Annotated in this window: 22 protein-coding genes; 7 read left to right on the plus strand and 15 right to left on the minus strand. The window is 63.9% G+C overall.

Annotated elements, in window-relative coordinates; all coding sequences use genetic code 11:
* The first annotated feature begins 57 nt into the window (after positions 1-57).
* Complete coding sequence (locus ACR0CU_RS09340) at positions 58-1,167, plus strand: pyridoxal phosphate-dependent aminotransferase (RefSeq protein WP_170446883.1); 1,110 nt, start codon at positions 58-60, stop codon at positions 1,165-1,167.
* On the opposite strand, the gene ACR0CU_RS09345 is transcribed toward ACR0CU_RS09340, so the two are convergent.
* The 6 genes from ACR0CU_RS09345 to ACR0CU_RS09370 all read right to left on the minus strand — a co-directional run bounded on the left by ACR0CU_RS09345 (position 1,164) and on the right by ACR0CU_RS09370 (position 9,974).
* A complete protein-coding gene (locus tag ACR0CU_RS09345; RefSeq protein WP_170446885.1) occupies positions 1,164-2,354 on the minus strand; it encodes a pyridoxal-phosphate-dependent aminotransferase family protein in 1,191 nt (396 codons plus the stop codon). The genes ACR0CU_RS09340 and ACR0CU_RS09345 overlap by 4 nt on opposite strands.
* Positions 2,355-2,406: 52 nt before the next feature.
* Complete coding sequence (gene eda / locus ACR0CU_RS09350) at positions 2,407-3,042, minus strand: bifunctional 4-hydroxy-2-oxoglutarate aldolase/2-dehydro-3-deoxy-phosphogluconate aldolase (protein WP_170446886.1); 636 nt, start codon at positions 3,040-3,042, stop codon at positions 2,407-2,409.
* Positions 3,043-3,046: 4 nt separating this feature from the next.
* Positions 3,047-4,852, minus strand: a complete 1,806-nt coding sequence (edd, locus tag ACR0CU_RS09355; protein ID WP_170358238.1) for a phosphogluconate dehydratase — start codon at positions 4,850-4,852, stop codon at positions 3,047-3,049.
* A gap of 1 nt (position 4,853) precedes the next feature.
* Entirely contained in the window at positions 4,854-6,299 is a 1,446-nt protein-coding gene (gene zwf, locus ACR0CU_RS09360) for a glucose-6-phosphate dehydrogenase (protein ID WP_170337966.1), read from the minus strand.
* A 146-nt stretch (positions 6,300-6,445) separates the two neighbouring features.
* Positions 6,446-8,689 (minus strand): phosphoenolpyruvate--protein phosphotransferase, encoded by a 2,244-nt coding sequence (gene ptsP / locus ACR0CU_RS09365; RefSeq protein ID WP_093962727.1) that lies wholly within the window; start codon positions 8,687-8,689, stop codon positions 6,446-6,448.
* A gap of 46 nt (positions 8,690-8,735) precedes the next feature.
* Entirely contained in the window at positions 8,736-9,974 is a 1,239-nt protein-coding gene (locus ACR0CU_RS09370) for an aspartate kinase (RefSeq protein WP_170446888.1), read from the minus strand.
* A 166-nt stretch (positions 9,975-10,140) separates the two neighbouring features.
* Here ACR0CU_RS09370 and ACR0CU_RS09375 point away from each other — a divergent pair, with 166 nt between their 5' ends.
* On the plus strand, positions 10,141-10,497 hold the full coding sequence (locus ACR0CU_RS09375) for a hypothetical protein (protein WP_170337960.1): 357 nt from the start codon (positions 10,141-10,143) through the stop codon (positions 10,495-10,497).
* On the opposite strand, the gene ACR0CU_RS09380 is transcribed toward ACR0CU_RS09375, so the two are convergent.
* The 5 genes from ACR0CU_RS09380 to ACR0CU_RS09400 form a co-directional block, all read right to left on the minus strand.
* Complete coding sequence (locus tag ACR0CU_RS09380) at positions 10,491-11,129, minus strand: SDR family oxidoreductase (protein WP_170446890.1); 639 nt, start codon at positions 11,127-11,129, stop codon at positions 10,491-10,493. The two genes, ACR0CU_RS09375 and ACR0CU_RS09380, sit on opposite strands and share 7 nt — an antisense overlap.
* Positions 11,130-11,132: 3 nt before the next feature.
* Positions 11,133-11,588: a DUF1178 family protein gene (locus ACR0CU_RS09385; protein WP_170446892.1), complete on the minus strand. Its 456-nt coding sequence runs from the start codon at positions 11,586-11,588 to the stop codon at positions 11,133-11,135.
* A gap of 72 nt (positions 11,589-11,660) precedes the next feature.
* Positions 11,661-12,125, minus strand: coding sequence for an NUDIX hydrolase (locus ACR0CU_RS09390; protein ID WP_170337953.1), 465 nt, complete (start codon positions 12,123-12,125; stop codon positions 11,661-11,663).
* Between the two features lie 113 nt (positions 12,126-12,238).
* The gene (locus tag ACR0CU_RS09395; RefSeq protein WP_170337952.1) at positions 12,239-12,988 is read right to left on the minus strand and encodes an EcsC family protein; all 750 of its coding nucleotides are present in this window, start codon (positions 12,986-12,988) and stop codon (positions 12,239-12,241) included.
* A gap of 54 nt (positions 12,989-13,042) precedes the next feature.
* On the minus strand, positions 13,043-13,537 hold the full coding sequence (locus ACR0CU_RS09400; RefSeq protein ID WP_170390634.1) for a GNAT family N-acetyltransferase: 495 nt from the start codon (positions 13,535-13,537) through the stop codon (positions 13,043-13,045).
* Positions 13,538-13,609: 72 nt separating this feature from the next.
* On the opposite strand from ACR0CU_RS09400, the gene ACR0CU_RS09405 reads away from it, so the two are divergent.
* Entirely contained in the window at positions 13,610-14,215 is a 606-nt protein-coding gene (locus ACR0CU_RS09405; RefSeq protein ID WP_170337948.1) for a flavin reductase family protein, read from the plus strand.
* Between the two features lie 15 nt (positions 14,216-14,230).
* Here the strand turns inward: ACR0CU_RS09405 and ACR0CU_RS09410 are convergent, their stop codons facing one another.
* Complete coding sequence (locus ACR0CU_RS09410) at positions 14,231-15,865, minus strand: SulP family inorganic anion transporter (protein WP_170446896.1); 1,635 nt, start codon at positions 15,863-15,865, stop codon at positions 14,231-14,233.
* A gap of 216 nt (positions 15,866-16,081) precedes the next feature.
* On the opposite strand from ACR0CU_RS09410, the gene ACR0CU_RS09415 reads away from it, so the two are divergent.
* Together ACR0CU_RS09415 and ACR0CU_RS09420 are read left to right on the plus strand one after the other, a co-directional pair.
* Positions 16,082-16,954 carry an S-methyl-5'-thioadenosine phosphorylase gene (locus tag ACR0CU_RS09415; protein WP_170446898.1) on the plus strand — a complete coding sequence of 291 codons (873 nt, stop codon included), beginning with the start codon at positions 16,082-16,084 and terminating at the stop codon, positions 16,952-16,954.
* 61 nt (positions 16,955-17,015) lie between these two features.
* Positions 17,016-17,645 carry a LysE family translocator gene (locus ACR0CU_RS09420; RefSeq protein WP_040634229.1) on the plus strand — a complete coding sequence of 210 codons (630 nt, stop codon included), beginning with the start codon at positions 17,016-17,018 and terminating at the stop codon, positions 17,643-17,645.
* Positions 17,646-17,651: 6 nt separating this feature from the next.
* Here the strand turns inward: ACR0CU_RS09420 and ACR0CU_RS09425 are convergent, their stop codons facing one another.
* Positions 17,652-17,825, minus strand: a complete 174-nt coding sequence (locus ACR0CU_RS09425; RefSeq protein ID WP_222457049.1) for a hypothetical protein — start codon at positions 17,823-17,825, stop codon at positions 17,652-17,654.
* Positions 17,826-18,034: 209 nt separating this feature from the next.
* On the opposite strand from ACR0CU_RS09425, the gene ACR0CU_RS09430 reads away from it, so the two are divergent.
* Positions 18,035-18,574, plus strand: a complete 540-nt coding sequence (locus ACR0CU_RS09430; RefSeq protein WP_170337941.1) for an adenine phosphoribosyltransferase — start codon at positions 18,035-18,037, stop codon at positions 18,572-18,574.
* Between the two features lie 169 nt (positions 18,575-18,743).
* Positions 18,744-19,226, plus strand: coding sequence for a fasciclin domain-containing protein (locus ACR0CU_RS09435; protein ID WP_170337939.1), 483 nt, complete (start codon positions 18,744-18,746; stop codon positions 19,224-19,226).
* Positions 19,227-19,264: 38 nt separating this feature from the next.
* Here ACR0CU_RS09435 and ACR0CU_RS09440 read toward each other — a convergent pair whose 3' ends face one another.
* Positions 19,265-20,683: an FAD-binding oxidoreductase gene (locus ACR0CU_RS09440; RefSeq protein WP_480642895.1), complete on the minus strand. Its 1,419-nt coding sequence runs from the start codon at positions 20,681-20,683 to the stop codon at positions 19,265-19,267.
* Between the two features lie 38 nt (positions 20,684-20,721).
* On the minus strand, positions 20,722-21,540 hold the full coding sequence (locus ACR0CU_RS09445; RefSeq protein WP_170446902.1) for an MBL fold metallo-hydrolase: 819 nt from the start codon (positions 21,538-21,540) through the stop codon (positions 20,722-20,724).
* Positions 21,541-21,578 lie beyond the last annotated feature (38 nt).

A 21,578-nucleotide genomic window follows, 5' to 3' on the forward strand; every position in this document is an offset into this window, starting at 1 on the left:
ACGCCCCGGCCCGATGCAAGGCTTGCCCCGGCCATGCCCTTGGGATTATCTGCGCCCATGACCGGACCCAGATACACCCCGCTTGCACAATCCCTGCCCGCAACCGTGCCCTTCGTCGGCCCCGAGACGCAGGAGCGTCAGCGCGGCGCGCCCTTCGTGGCCCGGCTGGGCGCAAACGAGAGCGTGTTCGGCCCCTCGCCCCGCGCGATCGAGGCGATGCGGCAGGCCGCTGAGGGCATCTGGATGTATGGCGACCCCGAGAATCACGATCTGCGCCATGCGCTGGCCGATCATCACGGAATCAGCCCCGACAACATCGTGGTCGGCGAAGGCATCGACGGGCTGCTGGGCTATCTGGTGCGCCTGATGGTCGGTCCCGGCGATGCGGTCGTGACCTCGGACGGGGCCTATCCCACCTTCAACTACCACGTCGCGGGCTATGGCGGGGCGATCCACAAGGTGCCTTATGCCAACGATCACGAGGACCCGGCCGCCCTGTTCGCCAAGGCGGCCGAGGTCGAGGCCAAGCTGGTCTATCTGGCCAACCCGGACAACCCGATGGGCAGTTGGCATCGCGGCGCGGACATCGCCGCGGCGCTGGACGCCCTGCCGGACGGCTGTCTGCTGGTTTTGGACGAGGCTTACGTGGAATGCGCGCCCGTCGGCACCGCCGCGCCGGTCGCGGCGGATGATCCGCGCGTGATCCGGATGCGCACCTTTTCCAAGGTCTACGGCATGGCCGGCGCACGGGTCGGCTATGCGATCGGAGCGCCCGGGTTGATCTCGGCCTTCAACAAGGTGCGCAACCATTTCGGCATGAACCGCATGGCGCAGGCCGGGGCGCTGGCCGCCCTGCACGATCAGGACTGGCTGACGCAGGTTCAGACACAGATCGCCTCGGCCCGCGACCGGATCGTCGCGATTGCGCGTGACAACGGGCTGAGCCCGCTGCCCTCGGCCACCAATTTCGTGGCAATCGACTGTGGGCGCGACGGAGCATTTGCCAAGGCGGTGCTGGATGCGCTGGTGGCGCAGGGGATCTTCGTGCGGATGCCATTTGCAGCCCCGCAGAACCGCTGCATCCGTGTCAGTTGCGGCACCGAGGCCGATCTGGACGCCTTTGCCGCAGCCCTACCGCAGGCGCTGACGGCGGCACGCAGCGCCTAGCCCGCCAGAACCGCCGCCGCAGCCTCGAGCGCGCCGGACCCGCGCGGGATCCCCAGCGCGGCCATTGCGGTTTCGATGCCGCCCAACAAGCCCATGACCATGTGCCCGTTCAGATGGCCCATGTGGCCCAGCCGGAAACACGAGTCCTCGTCCGCCATGCCCAGCCCGATGCCAAGGGTCAGGCCCAGGTGCCGCTCGGTATAGCTGCGCAGGGGCGTGCCGCGACCCTCGGTCAGGCGCAGGGCGGTGACGGCATGGCTGCGATGCGCGCGATCGCCGACGTTCAGGTGCAGCGCCCCTCCCTCGGCCCAGACCTCGCAGGCGGCCCAGACGGCCTGTGCCAGCTGCGCATGGCGGGCCCAGACCTGCTCAATCCCCTCGGCATGGATCAGATCAAGGGCGGCGCGCAGGCCGTACAGGTGGTGCGTCGGCGCGGTGCCGCCGAAATATTGATAGAACCAGTCGGGCTCTGATCGCGGCTGCCAGTCCCAATAGCCCGAAACGCGCGGCATCGCGGCCCGTTTGGCCTTGGCCCGGTCGTTGAAGAACACGAAGGACATGCCCGCCGGGGTCATCAGCCCCTTTTGGCAGGCGGTGACCATGACATCGACGCCCCAGTCATCCATCTCGAACCGATCGCAGCCCAGCGAGGCGATGCAATCCGCCATCAGCAATGCCGGGTGGTTCAGATCGTCCAGCAATGCCCGCAGCGCCGGAATGTCGTTGCGGATCGAGCTGGACGTGTCCACGTGCACCGCAAGAACCGCCTTGATCCGGTGGTCGGCATCAGCCCGCAGGGCCTGCGCGATCCGGTCCATATCCCACGGGTCGGAGGGGCCGAAATCGATCAACTCGACCTTGACGCCCAGACGCTCGGCCATTTCCGCCCAGCCATGGGTGAACCGCCCCGAAGCCGGAGCCAGCACGGTTTCCCCCGGCGCCAGAACGTTGGACAGCGCCGCCTCCCACGCGCCGTGGCCGTTGGCGATGTAGATCGCCACCTCGTGCCGGGTACGGGCCACGCGGCGCAGGTCGGCCGTCAGGTCGGGCATCATCTCGACCAGTTCACCGGCATAGATATTGGGCGACGGGCGGTGCATCGCCTGCAGCACCGCGTCCGGAATCACGGAAGGGCCCGGAATGGCCAGATAATTTCGCCCTTGGGCGAAGGAAATACTGTCTGTCATGTGGATCAACCTGCCTGCAATGGCGCCCACCCTAGCGCCCGGCCCGGCAAGGTCAATCCATCAGGGCGGCCGCCTCACGCGCAAGGGCTTCGATCCCCGCCCAGTCGCCCTGCGCCACCATCTGTTTCGGCGCGACCCAACTGCCGCCCGCGCAGATCACGTTGGGCAGGGACAAGTAGTCGCGCGCGTTGGCGGGCGACACGCCGCCCGTCGGGCAGAAGGTGATCTGCGGCAGCGGCGCGCCGATCGCCTTGAGCGCAGGCGCCCCGCCCGAGGCTTCGGCCGGGAAGAACTTCAGCATGTCATAGCCCTGCTCGAGCAGGCGCATCGCCTCGGTCGCGGTGGCCGCGCCGGGCAGCAGCGGCAGGCCCTCGGCCTCGCAGGCGGCGATCAGGGCATCGGTGGCCCCGGGCGATACGCCGAACTGCGCGCCCGCCTCTTTTGCGGCGCGGACATCGTCGGGCGTGACCAGCGTGCCGGCCCCCACGACCCCGCCGGGCACCTGCACCATGGCGCGGATCGCGTCCAGCGCCGCGGGCGTGCGCAAGGTTACTTCGAGCGCAGGCAGGCCACCGGCCACCAGAGCCTCGGCCAGCGGGCGGGCATGGGCGGAGTCATCGACGACCAGAACCGGGACGATGGGCGCCAATGCGCAGATCTCGCGGGTGCGTTGGGTTTTTGCGGACATAGGTTCAGGCTCCGAAAATGCTGGCACCGGCATCGGCCGAGCCGACGGCGTTGCGGAACGTGGTGAACAGGTCGCGGCCCACCCCGTATTGATGCGCCGAAAGATCGGCGGTGGCGACGGGGCGCTCCAGCACGCCGGGGGTCAGGATTTCAAGCTGGCCCCGCACCGCATCGACCCGCAGCAGGTCGCCATCGCGCAGCTTGGCGACCGGGCCACCATCCAGCGCCTCGGGGCAGACATGGATCGCCGCGGGCACTTTGCCCGAGGCCCCAGACATGCGGCCATCGGTCACCAGCGCCACCTTCTGCCCGCGCCCCTGCAGGATCGACAGGATCGGGGTCAGCGAGTGCAGTTCGGGCATACCATTGGCCTTGGGCCCCTGAAAGCGGACCACGACGATGACATCATCGGTGAACTCGCCCGCCTTGAACGCGGCCTTGACCTCGTCCTGGTCGTGGAAGACGCGAACCGGGGCCTCGACCACCTGGTGTTCGGGGGCCACGGCCGAGACCTTCATCACTCCGGTGCCCAGATTTCCGCTCAGGCGCGACAGGCCGCCGGTGGGCTGGAACGGGTCATTGGCCGGGCGCAGAATCTTTTCGTTCAGGCTGTGGCCTGCGCCGTCCTCCCAGATCAGCGCGCCATCGATCAGCTTGGGTTCTTGCGTGTAATGATGCAGCCCCTGCCCCGCCACGGTCAGCGTGTCGGGATGCAGCAGGCCTTCATCCAGCAACGTGCCGATGGTGTAGCCCAGTCCTCCCGCCGCATGGAAATGGTTCACGTCGGCCAGACCGTTGGGATAGACCCGCGCGACCAGGGGCACGACGCCCGAGATATCCGAGAAATCCTGCCAGTCCAGCACAATGCCCCCGGCACGGGCCATGGCGATCAGGTGGATCAGCAGGTTGGTCGACCCGCCCGTGGCCATCAGCCCCACGATACCGTTCACGAAGGCGCGTTCGTCGAGGATCTGGCACACTGGCGTGTAATTGTTACCCAGCGCGCTGAGCGACAGGGCACGGCGGGCGCCCTCCTCGGTCAACGCATCGCGCAGCGGCGTGTTGGGGTTGACGAAGCTGGAGCCCGGCAGGTGCAGGCCCATGAACTCCATCAACATCTGGTTGGTGTTGGCGGTGCCGTAGAAGGTGCAGGTGCCCGGCCCATGATAGGCGGCCATCTCGGCGGCCATCAGTTCTTCGCGCGTGGCTTCGCCGGCGGCGAATTTCTGGCGCACCTTGGCCTTTTCGTCGTTGGACAGGCCGCTGGTCATCGGGCCGGCGGGCAGGAACACCGCCGGCAGGTGGCCAAAGCTCTGCGCCGCGATCACCAGCCCCGGCACGATCTTGTCGCAGACCCCCAAAAACACCGCCGCGTCAAAGGTATTGTGGCTGAGCGCCACCGCCGCTGCCAGCGCGATCACGTCGCGCGAGAACAGCGACAGCTCCATCCCGGCCTCGCCTTGCGTGACCCCGTCGCACATGGCCGGAACCCCGCCCGCGACCTGCGCGGTGCCGCCCGCGGCACGGGCCGCGCGGCGGATCAGTTCGGGATAGCGCTCGAACGGCTGATGCGCCGACAGCATGTCGTTATAGGCGGTGACGATGCCCAGATTGCCCACGCTGGTCGTGGCCATCGTCTGCTGATCGGCCCCTGCCCCGGCATAGGCATGGGCCTGTCCGCTGCACGACAAGTGCGCGCGCGCCGGCCCTTCGGACCGGGCCTGCTCCATCCGCTGCAGATAGGTACGGCGGGGATCGGCGCTGCGCTCGATTATTCTTTGGGTGACGTCGGTGATGACGTTGTGAACCATCTCAACCTCCGATCTGGCGCCAGCGGCGCCCGTCGCGATGCATCAGCATCAATGCGTCTTCCGGGCCGGAACTGCCCTGATCATAGCGCGAGGGACGGTCGCCGCGCTCTTCCCAGCCCTTGATGATGGGATCGACCCAGGCCCAGGCGGCCTCGACCTCGTCGCCGCGCATGAACAGGGTCTGGTCGCCGCGGATCACGTCCATCACCAGCCGCTCATAGGCGTCCTGCGCGCGCACATCGGCACCCAGCGCCTCGGCAAAGCTCATGTCCAGCGCCACGTCCGTCAGGCGGAAGCCGCCCGGGCCGGGATCCTTGATCGTGGTGCGCAGGGTGATGCCCTCGTCAGGCTGCAGGCGGATCACCAGAACGTTGCCGTGCAGCGGGCCGACATTGGGAAAGATCGTGTGCGGCGGGTCGCGGAAAAACACCGCGATTTCGGATTCCCGCGCGCGCAGACGCTTGCCCGTGCGCAGATAGAACGGAACCCCCGACCAGCGCCAGTTGCCCACACGCACCTTCAGCGCGATGTAGCTTTCGGTCAGGCTGTCGGGGTTGCCCACATGATCGACATAGCCGTCGCCGCCCTTGTCCGCCCGGTACTGGCCGCGGGCGATGTCGGTCGGGGCGACAGGTTCCAGTGCCTCGATCACCTTGACCTTTTCACTGCGCACCGCGTTGGGCGAGAAGGTCGAGGGCGGCTCCATCGCAGTCAGGCACAAAAGTTGCACCAGGTGGTTCTGCACCATGTCCCGCATCGCGCCGGACTGGTCGTAATAGGCACCACGCCCTTCGACCCCGACGGTTTCGGCCACGGTGATCTGGACATGATCAACATGGGTCGCGTTCCACAGCGGTTCGAACAGCGAGTTGGCAAAGCGCAGCGCCATCAGGTTCTGCACCGTTTCCTTACCCAGGTAATGGTCGATCCGATAGATCTGATGCTCTTCGAAACAGGCGCGCAGACCTTCGTTCAGCGCCTTGGCCGAGGCCAGATCATGGCCAAAGGGTTTCTCGACCACGATGCGGCTGTCGGGCGTGGCAAGCCCGTGATCATGCAGGCGCTGTGCGATGCCGGGAAACAGTTTCGGACCGACCGACAGATAAAAGGCGCGCACCACGTCGGGGCGCAGCGATTTGGCCAGCTTGTCCCAGCCGTTTTCGCCCAGCGCATCCACGGGCACGTATTCGACCCGGGCCAGAAACCGGTCCAGCACGTCCTTTTTGAAGGACGGAGCGAATTCCTTCATCGACTTGCGCACCTGCGCGCGGAACCCGTCATCGTCCATATCCGATCGCGCGGTCCCGATGATGCGCGCATCTTCGGGCATCTGCCCCACTTCGAAGCGATGGTAGAGGCCCGGCAGGATCTTGCGCTGGGCCAGATCTCCGGTCGCGCCGAACAGGACTAGGTCGAACGGATCTACCGGGATTACGCGTGAAACCATGGCTGGCTCCCTTCTTCGGACAATCCGGCGCGGTCTGCAGCCAGACACCCTGTTACCGCTAACATTCGTGGCTTGGATAGAAAGACCAAGCCCAAAAAGCAAGCCCGGATTTCGGAATCGGGCCTTTTTTCGCGGTCATCATGGCCTCAGCCGTTGTCGCGCAGATACTCCATGATCGCCGGGCGCACCGATTGTTCGCCGCGATGGCGCGCGTCGGCGATGATCTTGCGGACATCCTGCAGGTTGGACCGCAACAGCAGGCTTTTGACCGGGCCGATCGAGGCCGGGCGCATCGACAGGGTGCGGATACCCATCGCCGCCAGGCACAGTGCCTCGATCGGGCGGCCGGCATCCTCGCCGCAGAAACTCAGCGGCGTGTCGGAAATTCCACACCGTTCGACGATGCGCTCGATCAGGCTGAGGAAGCTGACATTCAGGGTATCATAGCGGCGGCGCACCAGCTCGTTCTCTCGGTCGGCGGCGAAGAAGAACTGTTTCAGGTCGTTGCCACCGATCGAAATGAAATCGACCTCGTCAAAGAACTTCTGGGGGGCGAAGGCCAATGACGGTGTTTCCAGCATCGCCCCAACTTCCAGCGTTTCAGGCAGGACATGACCCAGGCGCTTTTCGCGCTCCAGCGTCTTGTTCACTTCCCAACGGGCCTCGCGGTATTCGTCGGCCTGGGCAACAAACGGGAACATGACCGTCAGAGGACGGCCATCCGCCGCGCGCAGCAGGGCCTGCAGCTGCATCCGCATCACGCCGCGCTTGTCCAAGCCCACACGAATGGCGCGCCACCCCAGCGCCGGGTTGGGCTCGGCGACATGCTTCATGTAGGGCAGCACCTTGTCCGACCCGATATCCAGCGTACGGAATACCACGCGCTTGCCATCGGCCGAATCGAGAACGCGTTTGTACTGCGCCACCAACTCGGACCGTTTCGGCATCTGGTTGCGGATCAGGAACTGCAATTCGGTGCGGAACAGGCCTACGCCCTCGGCCCCGGACGTCTTGAGCGACGGCAAGTCGGCCATCAGGCCGGCATTCATCACCAGATTGATCCGCTCGCCATCCTTGGTCACGGTCGGGGTTTCGCGGATCGAGGCATAGCGTTTCTGCGCCTCGGCCTGCATGGCCATCTTGTCGCGGAAGGCGCTGACGACGGTATCCTCGGGGCGCAGATGCACGACGCCCTCATCCCCGTCGACCAGAATATGGTCGCCGTTCAAAGCCTCGGTCGTGATCCGGCCCACATGTACCACCAGCGGGATGGCCAGAGCGCGGGCGACGATGGTGGCATGACTACCGACCGAGCCCTCCTCGAGCACGACACCTTTCAGCGAACGGCCATATTCCAGCAGGTCACCCGGGCCGATATTCCTCGCCACCAGGATCGGATCGGGCGGCAGTTCTTTACCGTTCGACCCGCCCTGCCCTGTCAGAATGCGCAGCAGACGGTTGGACAGATCGTCCAGATCCGCCAGACGCTCGCGCAGATAAGGGTCGGTGACCTGGCTCATCCGGGCGCGGGCCTGCGACTGCTCCTTTTCCACCGCCGCCTCGGCGCTGAGACCGCGGGCGATGTCCTCTTCCATCCGGCGCATCCAGCCCTTGGAATTGGCGAACATCCGGTAGGCTTCCAGAACCTGCAGCTGTTCCGTGTCGCCGCCCCGCGAGATTTCAAGCATCTTGTCGACGCCCACGCGCAGCTCTTCGACCGCCTCGTTCAGCCGCTCCAGCTCGCGATGTGGATCGTCGGCGATCGGGTTGGTGACGACGACACGCGGCTCATGCAGCCAGACATGCCCCTCGGCCGAGCCCTCCTGTGCCGGGCCACCGCGCAGCAATATGGATTGCTGATGCAACGGTGAAAGGGCGGCACCTTCGCCCACAAACGCACCCAATTCGGCCATTTCCGCAAGGACCATTGCCACGACTTCAAGCGCATAGACCTCATCCGCGGAAAATTCGCGTTGAGCGCGGGACTGGACCACAAGAACCCCAAGCTTCTGCCCCAGCCGCTGAATGGGCACGCCCAGGAACGACGAAAAACGCTCCTCGCCTGTTTCCGGCATGTACCGGAAACCTTTCTCGGAGGGCGCATCGGCGGCGTTGACGACCTTGCCGAACTTGGCCACCCGGCCAACGAGACCTTCCCCCAGACGCATGCGGGTCTGGTGCACGGCCTCGGGGGCAAGACCTTCGGTGGCACACAGCTCTAGGGTTTCGTCGTCGCGGAACAGATAGATCGAGCACACCTCGCACCGCATGCTGTCGGCGATCAGGTGAGTGATCCGGTCAAGACGCTCCTGACCGGCAGCCTCGCTTGCCATCTCCTCGCGCAGCCGCCCCAGCAGCTTGCGGGATTCTGTTTCCATTCCGTCTGCCATCGCCCGATCTACTCTGCGGTGTCAGGCGGGACCTTGGCCGAGATGCTCAGGCCGCCTTTTCCAGTTCAAAGGCATCATGCAGCGCCTGAACGGCAAGTTCCATGTATTTCCGGTCGACGAGGACGGAAATTTTGATCTCGGAGGTTGTAATGACCTTGATGTTGATCCCCTCATCCGAGAGGACCTTGAACATCTTGGCCGCCACGCCCGACTGCGAGCGCATGCCGATGCCCACCACCGAAACCTTGGCCACATCGGTGTCGGCGACCAGCTCGGCATAGTTCAACTCGCCACGCTCCTTGACTGCCAACAGCGCCTTTTCGGCGCGCGCCACCTGGTTGGTGGGGCAGGAAAAGGTCATGTCCGTGCGCCCCTCGTCCGAGATGTTTTGCACGATCATGTCGACGTTGATCCCCTCATCGCTGAGCGCGTTGAAGATGATCGCGGCGATGCCGGGGCGGTCGGCGACCGACACGACGGTCATCTTGGCCTCGTCCCGCGAATAGGCCACACCCGAGACTACATTGGATTCCATGATTTCCTCCTCGTCGACGACCAGGGTTCCGGCCTCGTCGGACTGTTCCTCGAAGCTTGAGAGAACACGCAGTTTCACCTTGTACCGCATCGCCAGCTCGACCGAGCGGGTCTGCAGCACCTTGGCCCCCAACGAGGCCAGTTCGAGCATTTCCTCGAACGAGATCTTGTCCAGCTTGCGCGCCTTCTCGCAGATGCGCGGATCGGTGGTATAGACGCCGTCCACATCCGTGTAGATGTCGCAGCGTTCGGCGTCGAAGGCGGCGGCAAAAGCCACGGCAGTGGTGTCCGAACCGCCCCGGCCCAACGTGGTGATCCGCCCCTCGGGGCTGAGACCCTGAAAGCCTGCCACCACCGCGACCTTCATGCCCTCGCCGAACTTCTGGTTGATGTTGTCGGTCGGAATATCAAGGATCCGCGCCGCCGAATGGGCGCCATCGGTCAACAGCGGCACCTGCCAGCCCTGCCAGCTGCGGGCGGGGATGTCCATTTCCTGCAGCGTCAGCGCCATCAGACCGGCGGTGACATTCTCGCCCGAGGATACCACGGCATCATATTCGCGCGCGTCATACAGCGGCGAGATCTCGTCGACCCAGCCCACCAATTCGTTGGTCTTGCCCGACATGGCCGACACGATGACGATGACGTCATAGCCCTTGGCCACTTCGACGCCGATGCGCTTGGCCGCGCGGCGGATGCGGTCGAGGTTGGCGACGGATGTGCCGCCGAATTTCATCACGAGTACGGGCATGGGGGCAAATGTCTCCGCGCCTTAGATTTCCGGTCCCGAGCGTCTTATGCGAGGCAACACACAAGAGCAAGGGCACATAGAACGGCAGGACACTGCAGCGCAACGCTTTACAAGGACCGGCAGCAATGTCAGCGTATCGTCAAGGATTTAAACCATGAGGAATACCATGCTGCGTTTTGTTTTCGCCTGTGCTCTGATGTCCAGCCCGGCTCTGGCCCAGGTGGCTTCACTGTCCGGAACGGACGGCCAGAACGCGTTGGGAACGGTCCCCTGCGCCGCGTTGGCGGGTCAGCCATTGAAAAATTGCCCTGCCGAGTTGCGGCGCAAGGATGATGGCACTGCAACCCTGGCGGTTCAGTTGGATACTGGGGAAGTACGCCGCATCTATTTCACCGATGGAAAGCCGGATTCCAGCAGCTCGACGTCGAAGATCACTTCGGAAACGCGGGGCGAAATTCTGGTGATCTTCATCGATCCCGGTGAAGTCTACGAGATCCCCAAGGCAGCGCTGGCCGCTCAGTAAGGATGCGCCTGCCCGTCCCAGGTTTCAAAGCAACCGGTGCTGTCCAGGCTCAGTGCATCGAAACGCTCGGTCAACCCGGCAACGGCCTGTGACACGGTGATGTCGGCGGCCTGACCGCCCATGTCCGTCTGCACCCATCCCGGGTGATAGATACCGACGGCGATGCCATCGTCCTTGAGATCCACCGACAGGTTGCGCCCAAGGTTCAGCACAGCCGCCTTGGAGGCCCGATAGATATAGCTGCCCCCGGGCGCACGCGTGTGCGAGGCCATCTGCGACGAGATGATCGCGATCTTGCCGCGCGCTGCACGCAGATTGGGCAGCAGGGCCTGAATGGTCAGAAACACCCCGGTGACGTTGGCCGCAAAGGTCTGGTCCCACATCTCGGCCGGGTAGCCGTCGATTGTCTGGCCTTTGTCCAGATAGACACCTGCATTGCAGATCAACAGATCTACAGGCTGACCATCCAACTTGCGCACCATCTGCGCCTGTTGCGCCGGGTCGGTAACGTCCAGACGAATATTTGCGGAATCGTCCCGTGCAGTGCCAGTGACAGTATCGCCTTGGCCACGATAGCATTCAGCAAGAGCACGCCCAATGCCGCGATTGGCGCCGGTGATAACAAGATGCACGGTTCAGTTCGTCTTTCGGCTTGGAATGAACGGCAGAGGGGCCACCGGAACCCCATCTTCGATCAGGGCCTTGGCCTCTTCCGGCTTGGCCTCGCCATAGATTGCACGCTCCGGGGCCTCGCCCAGATGTATTTTGCGGGCCTCGCGCGCAAATTCGCGGCCGACATAATCGGAATTCGCCTCGACCTTGGCGCGCAGGGCGTTGAGAACACGCTCTATCTCGGCTTTGGTCGGTTGGCGCTGGGCTTCGGGGCGATCACCGTTCTCCGCGCGCGGCATTGCAGCAGACGAGCGCGCAGACTGGACCCGCGGCGTCATGATCGCCTTTTCGACCTGGGTGCTGCCGCAAGTCGCGCAAGAGACCATTCCAACCTTGGACAGCTTGTCGTAAGCGTCCGCAGACTGGAACCAACTGTCAAACGCGTGACCATTGCAGCATTTCAGTGAATATTGAATCATCTGTCGCCCAAAATGTCGGTGGGCCAATAGATACTGACAGACATGGCAATATCAAGTCTTTACAGAGGCGGTTCAATGAGGATTGAGCGCATTTGACCGCAACAGCCCGGAAAGCCCGCCGATCGAAACCGCTTGTGCTGCTTTTTCCGGCAGCATCCATCTACGCCGCCGTTCTGCGACTTCGGGGAACCGATCCGCCGTCTTGGTAACAAGCAACGGGTAGACATCAACGACGCATGTCACCCGCCCCAGATCCCGGTGGTGTTTGTCGAAAGAGAACTGCCCGATACTGCGCGTCTCACAACGGCCTGTCACACCGGCTTCTTCCCAAGCTTCCTGCGCTGCGGTCTCAGACCCGCTAAGGCCGTCGATCATGCGGCCTTTGGGGATGATCCACCGCCCCGACCCCCGGGTCGTGATCAACAATATCTCAGGCACCCCGCGCCGAAGCCGGTAGCATAGAGCCGCAGACTGCGGCAGAACCGGAAATGCCCCGGTTTCGGACAGAATGTCTGGTGACAGCCCTGCGCTTTTCACGCTGCCCCGCCTCTTGTTTTGTTCTTCTTGCCTGTTTTCGGCCACTTATCTTGCGGGCCGATTGGGTGCAGGATACCACATCCTGCGGTTCTGTCCAATTTTGAAACTGAGGATCAGGCCAACATGCGACGTTGCAGACGCTGCACAAGCTCGTCATGCGGAATATCGGCATCGATCGCCAGACGCCGCAGGCCGAAATGCACACGGGCAATCTGCTGATAGTACCGGGCGTAGAGGTAGTTCGCGCCACCTCCGGCCAAGGCCCCCAATACCGGAACGGTCTGTGCCGCCAGTTTCTGCCCCAAAACGACCGACAACCTCGGAGCGACGGCGGCAATGATCTTTTGCAGAGCGGGGCCCGTCACGGTCAGTCGGACTGAAAAGAACCCCATGTCTGCGCCGTCGTCATGCGCCAAGGGACCTGCCGCCGACAAAACGCGGATGCAATCGAACTGCACGTTCCTTGCCGAGGGGTCAAAACCTTCACGCGATGCGGCACCCTGTATTGAGCGCAACAACATGGCCGTGGTCGCCGGAAGCTCGATCAACGCCGTCGTCAGGCCGCCAGCCCCACCCGCGGCGCCCATCGTGGTCGATATGGCGGTGTTGACCCACGGCTTCTGGTCGGGAACCGCGCGGCGCGATCCGTCAGCGGCACGAACTGCAAGCCACAAGGCCTGCTCGGTTGCACCGGTCAGCCCATCGCGCACCGAACCGGGCAGCTGTTCCAGCAGCGACTCAGCCGATCCACCCAGACGATTGAGCAACCTGATACCGCTGCCGCCCGCGCTGCGGTAGTGGCTTGCCAGCCGGTCCAACTCAGCGTCGGGGTCGATTTCTCCGACGAGAACGACGTCATTCATTCGGTGTCCTCCTGACCCTGAAACATTGGCATTTCACAACGCCGTTTCAATAGATCAGCGCGTCCAGCGGGTCACCGAACCACTCACTCCGTGCCATGCGCCGGTGGTCAAATCCAGCCCGAGAACCCGATCCGGGTTGGTTGGTGGGGGCATCTCAACACCCTCGAGCCGGGCAAACCCAAAGCGTGAATAATAGGGCGCGTCACCGACCAGCATGACCCGGTCCCACCCTTTGGCCCGCCCGGCTTCGATACCTTCGTGGATCAGAAAACCACCCAAACCTTCCCCCTGGTGGGTCGGGTGGACGGCAACGGGCCCCAGCAAAAGCGCGTCGTGTGCGCCAACATGAACCGGCCAGAATCGGATGGCCCCAGCCAAGATGCCCTGCCCGTCACGGGCAATCATCGACAGGCCCGGCACTGGCGGAACATCGTCGCGCAAGCGGTAAGACGACAGCGCCTCGCGCCCCGGCGCAAAACACAGGTCGTAGAGGGCTTCGACTTCCCACCAATCCTCCGGCTCTTCCGGCCTGATCCCGAACTGCTGCACCGCGGCCCTCTTTTCGACTCTGGCAATCGCCCTAGCACTTCGCTAGGCCTTGAGCAAACGCTTGGAGATCAGATGTTCTATCGCCCCGAAGACGGTCACGGTTTGCCGCACAACCCGTTCAACGCCATCATCACGCCGCGCCCGATCGGATGGATCTCGACCCGCAGCGCCGATGGGATCAACAATCTGGCGCCCTATTCATTCTTCAACGGGGTTGCCTATACGCCGCCGCAGGTGATGTTTGCCTCCACCGGCACGAAACACGACCAGGACGGCGGGAAGGACAGTATCGCCAATATCGAGGCGACCGGTGTCTTTTGCGTCAACGTGGTGGCCCACGCCCATCGGGATGCGATGAACGCAAGCTCGGCCAGCCTTCCGAAAGAGGTGGACGAGTTCGCCCACGCCGGCCTGACTCCGGTGGAATGCGAAACCATCCCATGCGCCCGCATCGAAGGCGCCCCTGCCGCGCTGGAATGCAAACTGACCCAGATCGTCACGCTGCCCGGCGAAGCCAACCGCGTGGTGTTCGGAGAGGTCGTCGGCGTGCACCTGCGCGATGACTGCCTGAAGGACGGCAAGTTCGACGTCACCACCTTTCAACCATTGTCGCGGCTTGGGTATCGCGACTACTCGGTGGTGACGGAGTTGTTTTCCCTCAATCGTCCAGACGATTGAGCCGGGTTTGGGGGCTCAATGGCCGCCCAGAACGCCGGTTCGAACAGAATAGTCGACCGCAAGGCCGTAATCCGGGTCATCGTCGCTGTCGACCATCAGGTGACCTGCTTTCTTGAGCAGCTTGTGGCAATCCCGGCTGAGATGGCGCAGCATGACGCGCTTTCCTGCCGCCTCGTATTTCGCGGCGATGTTTTCGATGGCCTGCAGGGCCGATTGGTCGACCACACGGCTGTCGGCGAAGTCCACGATCACCGTTTCCGGGTCGTTCTGGACATCGAACAGTTCGACAAACCCCTCAGATGAGCCGAAGAACAGCGGCCCCTTGATCTCGTAGACCTTGGCGCCTTTCTCGGTTTCCGAGTCGCGGGTGACCGCGTGGATGCGCTTGGCGTTGTTCCAGGCATAGGCCAGCGCCGAAACGATCACGCCGACCACGACGGCCACAGCGAGGTCTTCCATCACGGTGACGACGGTGACCAGAACGATGACGAAGGCATCCGTCAGCGGCACCTTGCGCAGGATGTTGAACGAATTCCAGGCGAACGTGCCGATCACCACCATGAACATCACGCCAACCAGCGCGGCCAGCGGGATTTGTTCGATCAGGGGTGAGCCGACAAGGATGAATACCAGCAGGAACAGCGCGGCAGCGATCCCCGCGATGCGCGTACGGCCGCCGGATTTCACGTTGATCATCGACTGCCCGATCATCGCACAGCCGCCCATGCCGCCAAAGAACCCGGTGACGACGTTGGCGGTGCCCTGCGCGATGCATTCCTGCGACGCACCACCGCGCTTGCCGGTGATCTCGCCCACCAGGTTCAGCGTAAGCAGAGATTCGATCAGGCCGATGGCGGCCAGGATGACGGCGTAGGGCAGAATGATCTCAAACGTCTCCCAGGTCAGCGGAACCATGGGGATGTGGAATTTCGGCAGGCCGCCCTCGATCGAGGCCAGGTCACCGACGCGCGGGACATCCAGCCCCATGCCGATCACCAGCGCAGCCACCACGACGATGCCCGCCAGCGGCGCTGGCACAATGCGCGTGATGCGCGGCATCACCCAGATCACCGCCATGGTCAGCGCGACCAGCCCCAGCATCGTATAGAGTTGCATCCCGGACAGCCATTCACCACCGCTCATGCCGTGGCCGGTGTTTTCCATGGTGCCCGGCACCTTGAACTGGCCCAGTTGCGCCAGAAAGATCACGATCGCCAGGCCGTTGACAAAACCCAGCATCACCGGATGCGGCACCAGGCGGATGAACCGGCCCCAATGCATGGCCCCCGCGACAATCTGCAGGATGCCCATCAAAACCACTGTGGCGAACAGGTATTCGACCCCGTGCTGCGCCACCAGCGCCACCATGACGACCGCCAGCGCACCGGTTGCGCCCGAGATCATACCCGGACGGCCCCCGATCAGCGCAGTGATCAGCCCAACGAGGAACGCCGCATACAGGCCTACCAGCGGGTGAACCCCGGCGACGAAGGCAAAGGCCACCGCTTCGGGCACCAGGGCCAGGGCGACGGTCAGGCCCGACAAAAGCTCGATCCGCAGGCGGGCGGGGGTCAGCTTTTCGTCCGGCATCCAGCTCAGATCGGGAATGGCGAGGCGATTGGCAAAGCTTGCCAGCAAGGCTCGGGGCATGAATTGGTCCTGTGGGTCAGAATGTTCGCGCGAAGGCGTTCGTATACCCGCCTTCGGCGCTGTCTGCTAGCCCATCGATGGCAGGCTGTCATGCAAAAACTGCAAGGCGACGCCCCTTGTGGCGCCTGTGCGGCGCAATAACACCGGCAAGCCTTGCCAAATGCCCGACAAGCCCGCAGAAATTCCCTCAGGCAGGTATCGCAGTGGAGAACGAACGTGGCCCAGACAAAAATTGCCGTCATCGGCGGATCGGGGATTTATGACATCGACGGGCTGGAAACGCCGCAATGGGTTACCGTGGAAACGCCCTGGGGCGCGCCGTCCGACCAGATCCTGACCGGGACACTGGACGGCATCGAGATGGCCTTTCTGCCCCGCCACGGGCGCGGGCATGTGCATTCGCCGACCGAGGTGCCCTATCGCGCCAATATCGACGCGTTGAAACGGCTGAGGGTCACCGATGTGATCTCGGTATCGGCCTGCGGCTCCTTCCGCGAGCACATGGCGCCGGGTGATTTCGTGGTCGTTGATCAGTTCATCGACCGCACCATCGCGCGCGAGAAAAGCTTCTTCGGCACCGGCTGCGTCGCCCATGTCAGCGTGGCCCATCCGACTTGCCCGCGCCTGGGCGATGCCTGTGAATCCGCCGCCCGGGCGGCCGGAATCACCGTGCACAGTGGCGGCACCTACCTGGCGATGGAAGGGCCGCAATTCTCGACGCTAGCGGAATCGAAGATGTACCGCGAGCAGTGGGGCTGCGACGTGATCGGCATGACAAACATGCCCGAGGCCAAACTGGCGCGCGAGGCCGAGCTTTGCTATGCCTCGGTCGCGATGGTCACCGACTATGACAGCTGGCACCCCGATCACGGCGAAGTGGACGTGACCGCGATCATCGCGACGCTGACCGGCAACGCTGAGAAGGCGCGCGCCTTGGTCAAAGGCCTGCCCGCCCTTCTAGGAGCAGACCGCGCGCCCTGCCCGCACGGCTGCGACCGGGCGCTGGACCACGCGATTTTGACGGCCCCGGAAAAGCGCGACCCGCAAATGCTGGCCAAGCTGGATGCGGTGGCGGGCCGGGTATTGTAAGCGGCCTTGACGGCCAAGTGTTTTTTCAGGCTTGCTGCGGCGGATCTGACGGAGTTGGATGATGGATTTTGAACTTTGGCTGGCCTTTGTCGCCGCCTCGACCGCCCTTCTGCTGATCCCGGGACCGACGGTTCTGCTGGTGCTCAGCTATGCGCTGTCCAAAGGGCGCAGCGTGGCCGTGGCTTCGGCCACAGGGGTTGCGCTGGGGGACCTGATCGCCATGACCGCCTCGTTGCTGGGGCTTGGGGCGCTGGTGCTGGCGTCGGCCACGCTGTTTTCGGTGCTGAAATGGGTGGGGGCCGCCTATCTGGTCTGGCTGGGCATCAAGCTGCTGCGCAGTGCGCCGTCCGGCGGGATGCAGGCGGTTGCCACCGGGCGCGACGTCACCGCGCGCGGCGTGTTCGGCCATGCGGCCGCCGTCACTGCGCTGAACCCGAAATCCATCGCCTTCTTCATCGCCTTCGTGCCGCAATTTCTGCGCCCGGCCGAGCCGCTGGGCCCGCAATTCGCGATCCTGATTGCGACTTTCGTGGGATTGGCCGGGCTGAACGCGCTGGCCTATGCGCTGCTGGCCGACCGGCTGCGCCGCGTAATCGGCCGCCCCGGCATCATCACCGGCATGACCCGTTTCGGAGGGTTGACCCTGATCGGAATGGGCGTGGCCACGGCGGTACTGCGTCGCCCGGCCTGAAGGCAGTCAGGTCCCGGCGTTCTCAGCCATGAATGCGCGAATGAACTTGCGGATCTCGCGCGCGGCCGAGGTGTCGAGATCGCGGCACAGCGCAACGAACGCGTCGCGTTCGTCCTTGTCCAGGCGCAGAACCAGCTGGCTGTTCTTTTTGGTGGATCCCTTGAGGTCGGCCTTGGCCACGGCTGTCATCCTTATTCTGGGCCTGCATCAGCGCGTGGCACCTTGTATAGACAAAGCGCATCGCTTGTCGATACCCGCACCCCCCCAAGGGCGGGTTGTCCGGGCGCATCTGTTCCGCAGCAAATACGCGCAGGACGGCAGCCGTGGCTTGCATGACTGGCCGTGATACGCCAAACACCGCCGTGTTTTGACGCAAGAAGGGTTGCCCCATGTCCAGAAGCAAAACGGTCAAGGATTACATTCGGACCATCGTCGATTTTCCCCACGAAGGGATCATGTTCCGCGACGTGACGACCCTGTTTGCGGATCCCCGCGGGTTTCGCATGGCCATCGACCAGATGCTGCACCCCTATGCCGGCGAGCGCATCGACAAGGTCGTGGGGCTTGAGGCGCGCGGTTTCATCTTGGGCGGCGCGATCGCTCACCAGCTGAGCGTGGGCTTCGTTCCGATCCGCAAGAAGGGCAAGCTGCCGGGCACCACGATCAGCGAGGAGTACAAGCTGGAATACGGCGAGGCCATCGTCGAGATCCACGATGACGCGATCCAGCCCGGTGAAAAGGTTCTGGTCGTCGATGACCTGCTGGCCACCGGCGGCACTGCCGCGGCAGGCATCAAGCTGATCGAACGGCTGGGCGGCGAGATTGTCAGCTGCGCCTTCATCATCGACCTGCCCGAGCTGGGTGGCCGGAAGGTGCTGGAGGAGATGGGCATGGACGTCCATGTCCTGTGCGAATTCGAAGGGCTGTGAACAGACAGCGGTCACGATTTCGTGACTTGCCGCTGGAAACGCCGCGCGCTTAGCGCGGCGTCGTTCGTTTTCCAGTCGGTTTTTTGCACCTGACGCCTGATCTCCTTCCGGCATGTCGCCGTATCGCCCCTGATGTCGCCGATGACATCCTCAACAAGGGAAGTAGATCATGTTTCGCAAATTCGCTGTTGCCGGTGTCGCCAGTATCCTGTTTTCGACCGCTGCCATGGCCGACGGCCACGGCAAGGACATTGTGGACACCGCTGTCGGAGCCGGCAGCTTCAACACTCTGGTCGCAGCCGTGCAGGCTGCCGAGTTGGTTGACACGCTGAAGGGCGAAGGCCCATTCACCGTTTTCGCGCCCACGGATGAAGCCTTTGCCGCGCTGCCCGAAGGCACCGTGGAAACGCTGCTGAAGCCCGAGAACAAGGATCAGCTTGTGGCGATCCTCACCTATCACGTGGTTCCGGGCAAGGTGATGTCGGGTGATCTGTCCGACGACATGACCGCCGCCACCGTGCAGGGTGGAGAGATCACGATCGATCTCGACAACGGTGTCATGGTCAATGATGCAAATGTCGTTCAGGCAGATATCGAAACCAGCAATGGCGTGATCCACGTCATCGACAAGGTTATCCTGCCGGCGTCGTAAACGACGCGCAGCTGCGGCCCGGAGCGTTCGGGCCGCACTCACACAGCTGACAGGACGGCGCCGGGGTTCATGATCCCGAGCGGGTCCAAGGCGGCCTTGATGGCGCGCATGGCCGACAGTTTGGCTGGATCACCATAGCGTTCCAGATCACCGGTCTTCAGACGGCCCACCCCGTGCTCGGCACTGACCGATCCTTCAAATTCATGCACCAGGTCATGAACCGCGCGCTTGATCGCGGCGCGCCGGTCATTGAACGCGTCCCGGTCGTGGCCTTTGGGCGGGAAGACGTTGTAGTGCAGGTTGCCGTCCCCCAAATGACCAAAACAGTTCACCCGAAACGGTCCGAGGGCCGCAATCGCCTCGCCGCCTTGGCGAATGAAGTCGGGGATGCGCGAAATCGGAACCGAGATATCGTGGCTGGACACCGAACCGATCAGCCGGTTCGCCTCGGGGATGCGTTCGCGCACCGACCACAGCGCGTCGCGCTGCGCGGCGCTTTGGGCGATGACACCGTCCGACACCAGACCACGGGCCTCGGCAGCGACGAACAAGGACTCCAGCGCCGCTTCGGGCTCGTGCCCGGCCGGCAATCCCAGTTCGATCAGGACCGACCATTCCGGCGGTGTGTCAAAGGGTTGCCGCACGTCCGGCAGGACCTCTGCCAGAAAACCCAGCCCCTGTCTGTGGATCAATTCGAACGCGCTGACGGTTTCGCCCAGATGATCGCGGGCCAAGGCCAACAGGTCGATCGCCGCTTCGGGGCTGGCCACCTGAAAGATCGCCGTGCCCAGCCCGGCAGGGCGCGGGAAAAGTTTGAGCGAGGCGGCGGTGATGACCCCCAGCGTGCCCTCGGACCCGATCAGCAGGTTGCGCAGGTCATAGCCGGTATTGTCCTTTCGCAGCCGCTCCAGCCCGTGCCAGATGTCGCCGTTGGGCAGAACCGCCTCAAGCCCCAGGCACAGATCTCGTGCATTGCCATAACGCAGGACGTTCACGCCCCCGGCATTGGTAGCGAGGTTCCCCCCGATCCGGCAGGACCCCTGCGCCGCGAGCGACAGCGGAAACAGCCGGTTGGCCGTCTCGGCCGAGGCCTGAATGTCGGCCAGCACAGCACCGGCCTCGGCGATCAGGATGTTTTCGGTCGGGTAGACGGCCCGGATCGCGCGCATCCGCTCGAGCGACAGGATCAGGGGCGCGGGGCCATCCGCCATGACCTGTCCGCCCACAAGACCGGTGCCGCCGCCGTATGGCACCACCGGCACACGGGCCTCGGACGCCAAACGCACCAAGGCTGCAACCTCCTCAACCGTGCGGGGCAAGGCCAGCAGACCCGCCTGCCCGGCGAAGCGGCGGCGCGGCTCTTCCAGATAGCGCGGCTCGACCGGGCGCAGAATATCGTCACCCAGGCGGGCGCGGATGGTTTCGGCAAAGGTTTCGTCGGCAGGGTTCAAATGCATGCCCTCTGCATGCCCAAGCCCGAGGCGCACGGCAAGGCTTATTCCAATTCCATCAGGTATCGCGGCTCGAGCACCACCACCGTCGGGCGGTCCGGCAGGGTCCGCAGCGATACTTCAATTTCCGAAACCCCGTCCCGGCGCACCGGGAAATCGGATCGGATATCGGCCAGGAACCGGTCCAGAGAATAGCCCGAGAACCAGTGCATCGGAATGATGACCGAGCTTTTCAGCCGCTGCAGGACCGAGATCATCTCGGGCAAGGGCATGGTCGTGCCCCCGTCCACCGCCGCCATGACCACGTCCAGCCGCCCAAGGGCCGCGAACTGTTCGTCGGACGGCACATGGTGCAGATGCCCCAGATGGCCGATGCACAGGCCTTCGACCTCGAACACGAAGATCGAGTTTCCGCGCTCTTCCACCCCGCCATACGCGGACCGGATATCGGTCGATACGTTGCGCACCAGCAATTCGCCCAGATCGAGGTGGTGTTCGATGCCCTGCCCAAACTCGCCCCACCCCGGCAGCACATGCGGGATGGCCGGGTCGGGATAGGCGGTCCAATGCGTGTCATGGGCGTGATTCATCGTCACGATGTCGGGGATCAGATCCGCGCCGCCGATGAAGCCGGTATAGTCGGTCACCGCATTCAGACCGCCCGGTGTCTGGATCAGAAAGGACGCATGCGCGACATAGCTGATCCGGACTGAGAATTCGGGCACCGGATCCTGCCACGCCGCCTTGTGTAGGTACTGTATTCCAGGGGTGTTCTGAGCGATGGCGATGCAATGGCTCGGCCGACGCTCCTGCGCCGCCGCCGTCCCTGCCAGCAAGATCAGACCCGCCAAAATACTCCGCATATCGAGTAGTCTAGCGCATCCGGCACCCGAGTCACGTC

Source organism: Ruegeria sp. BC2, assembly GCF_056539245.1.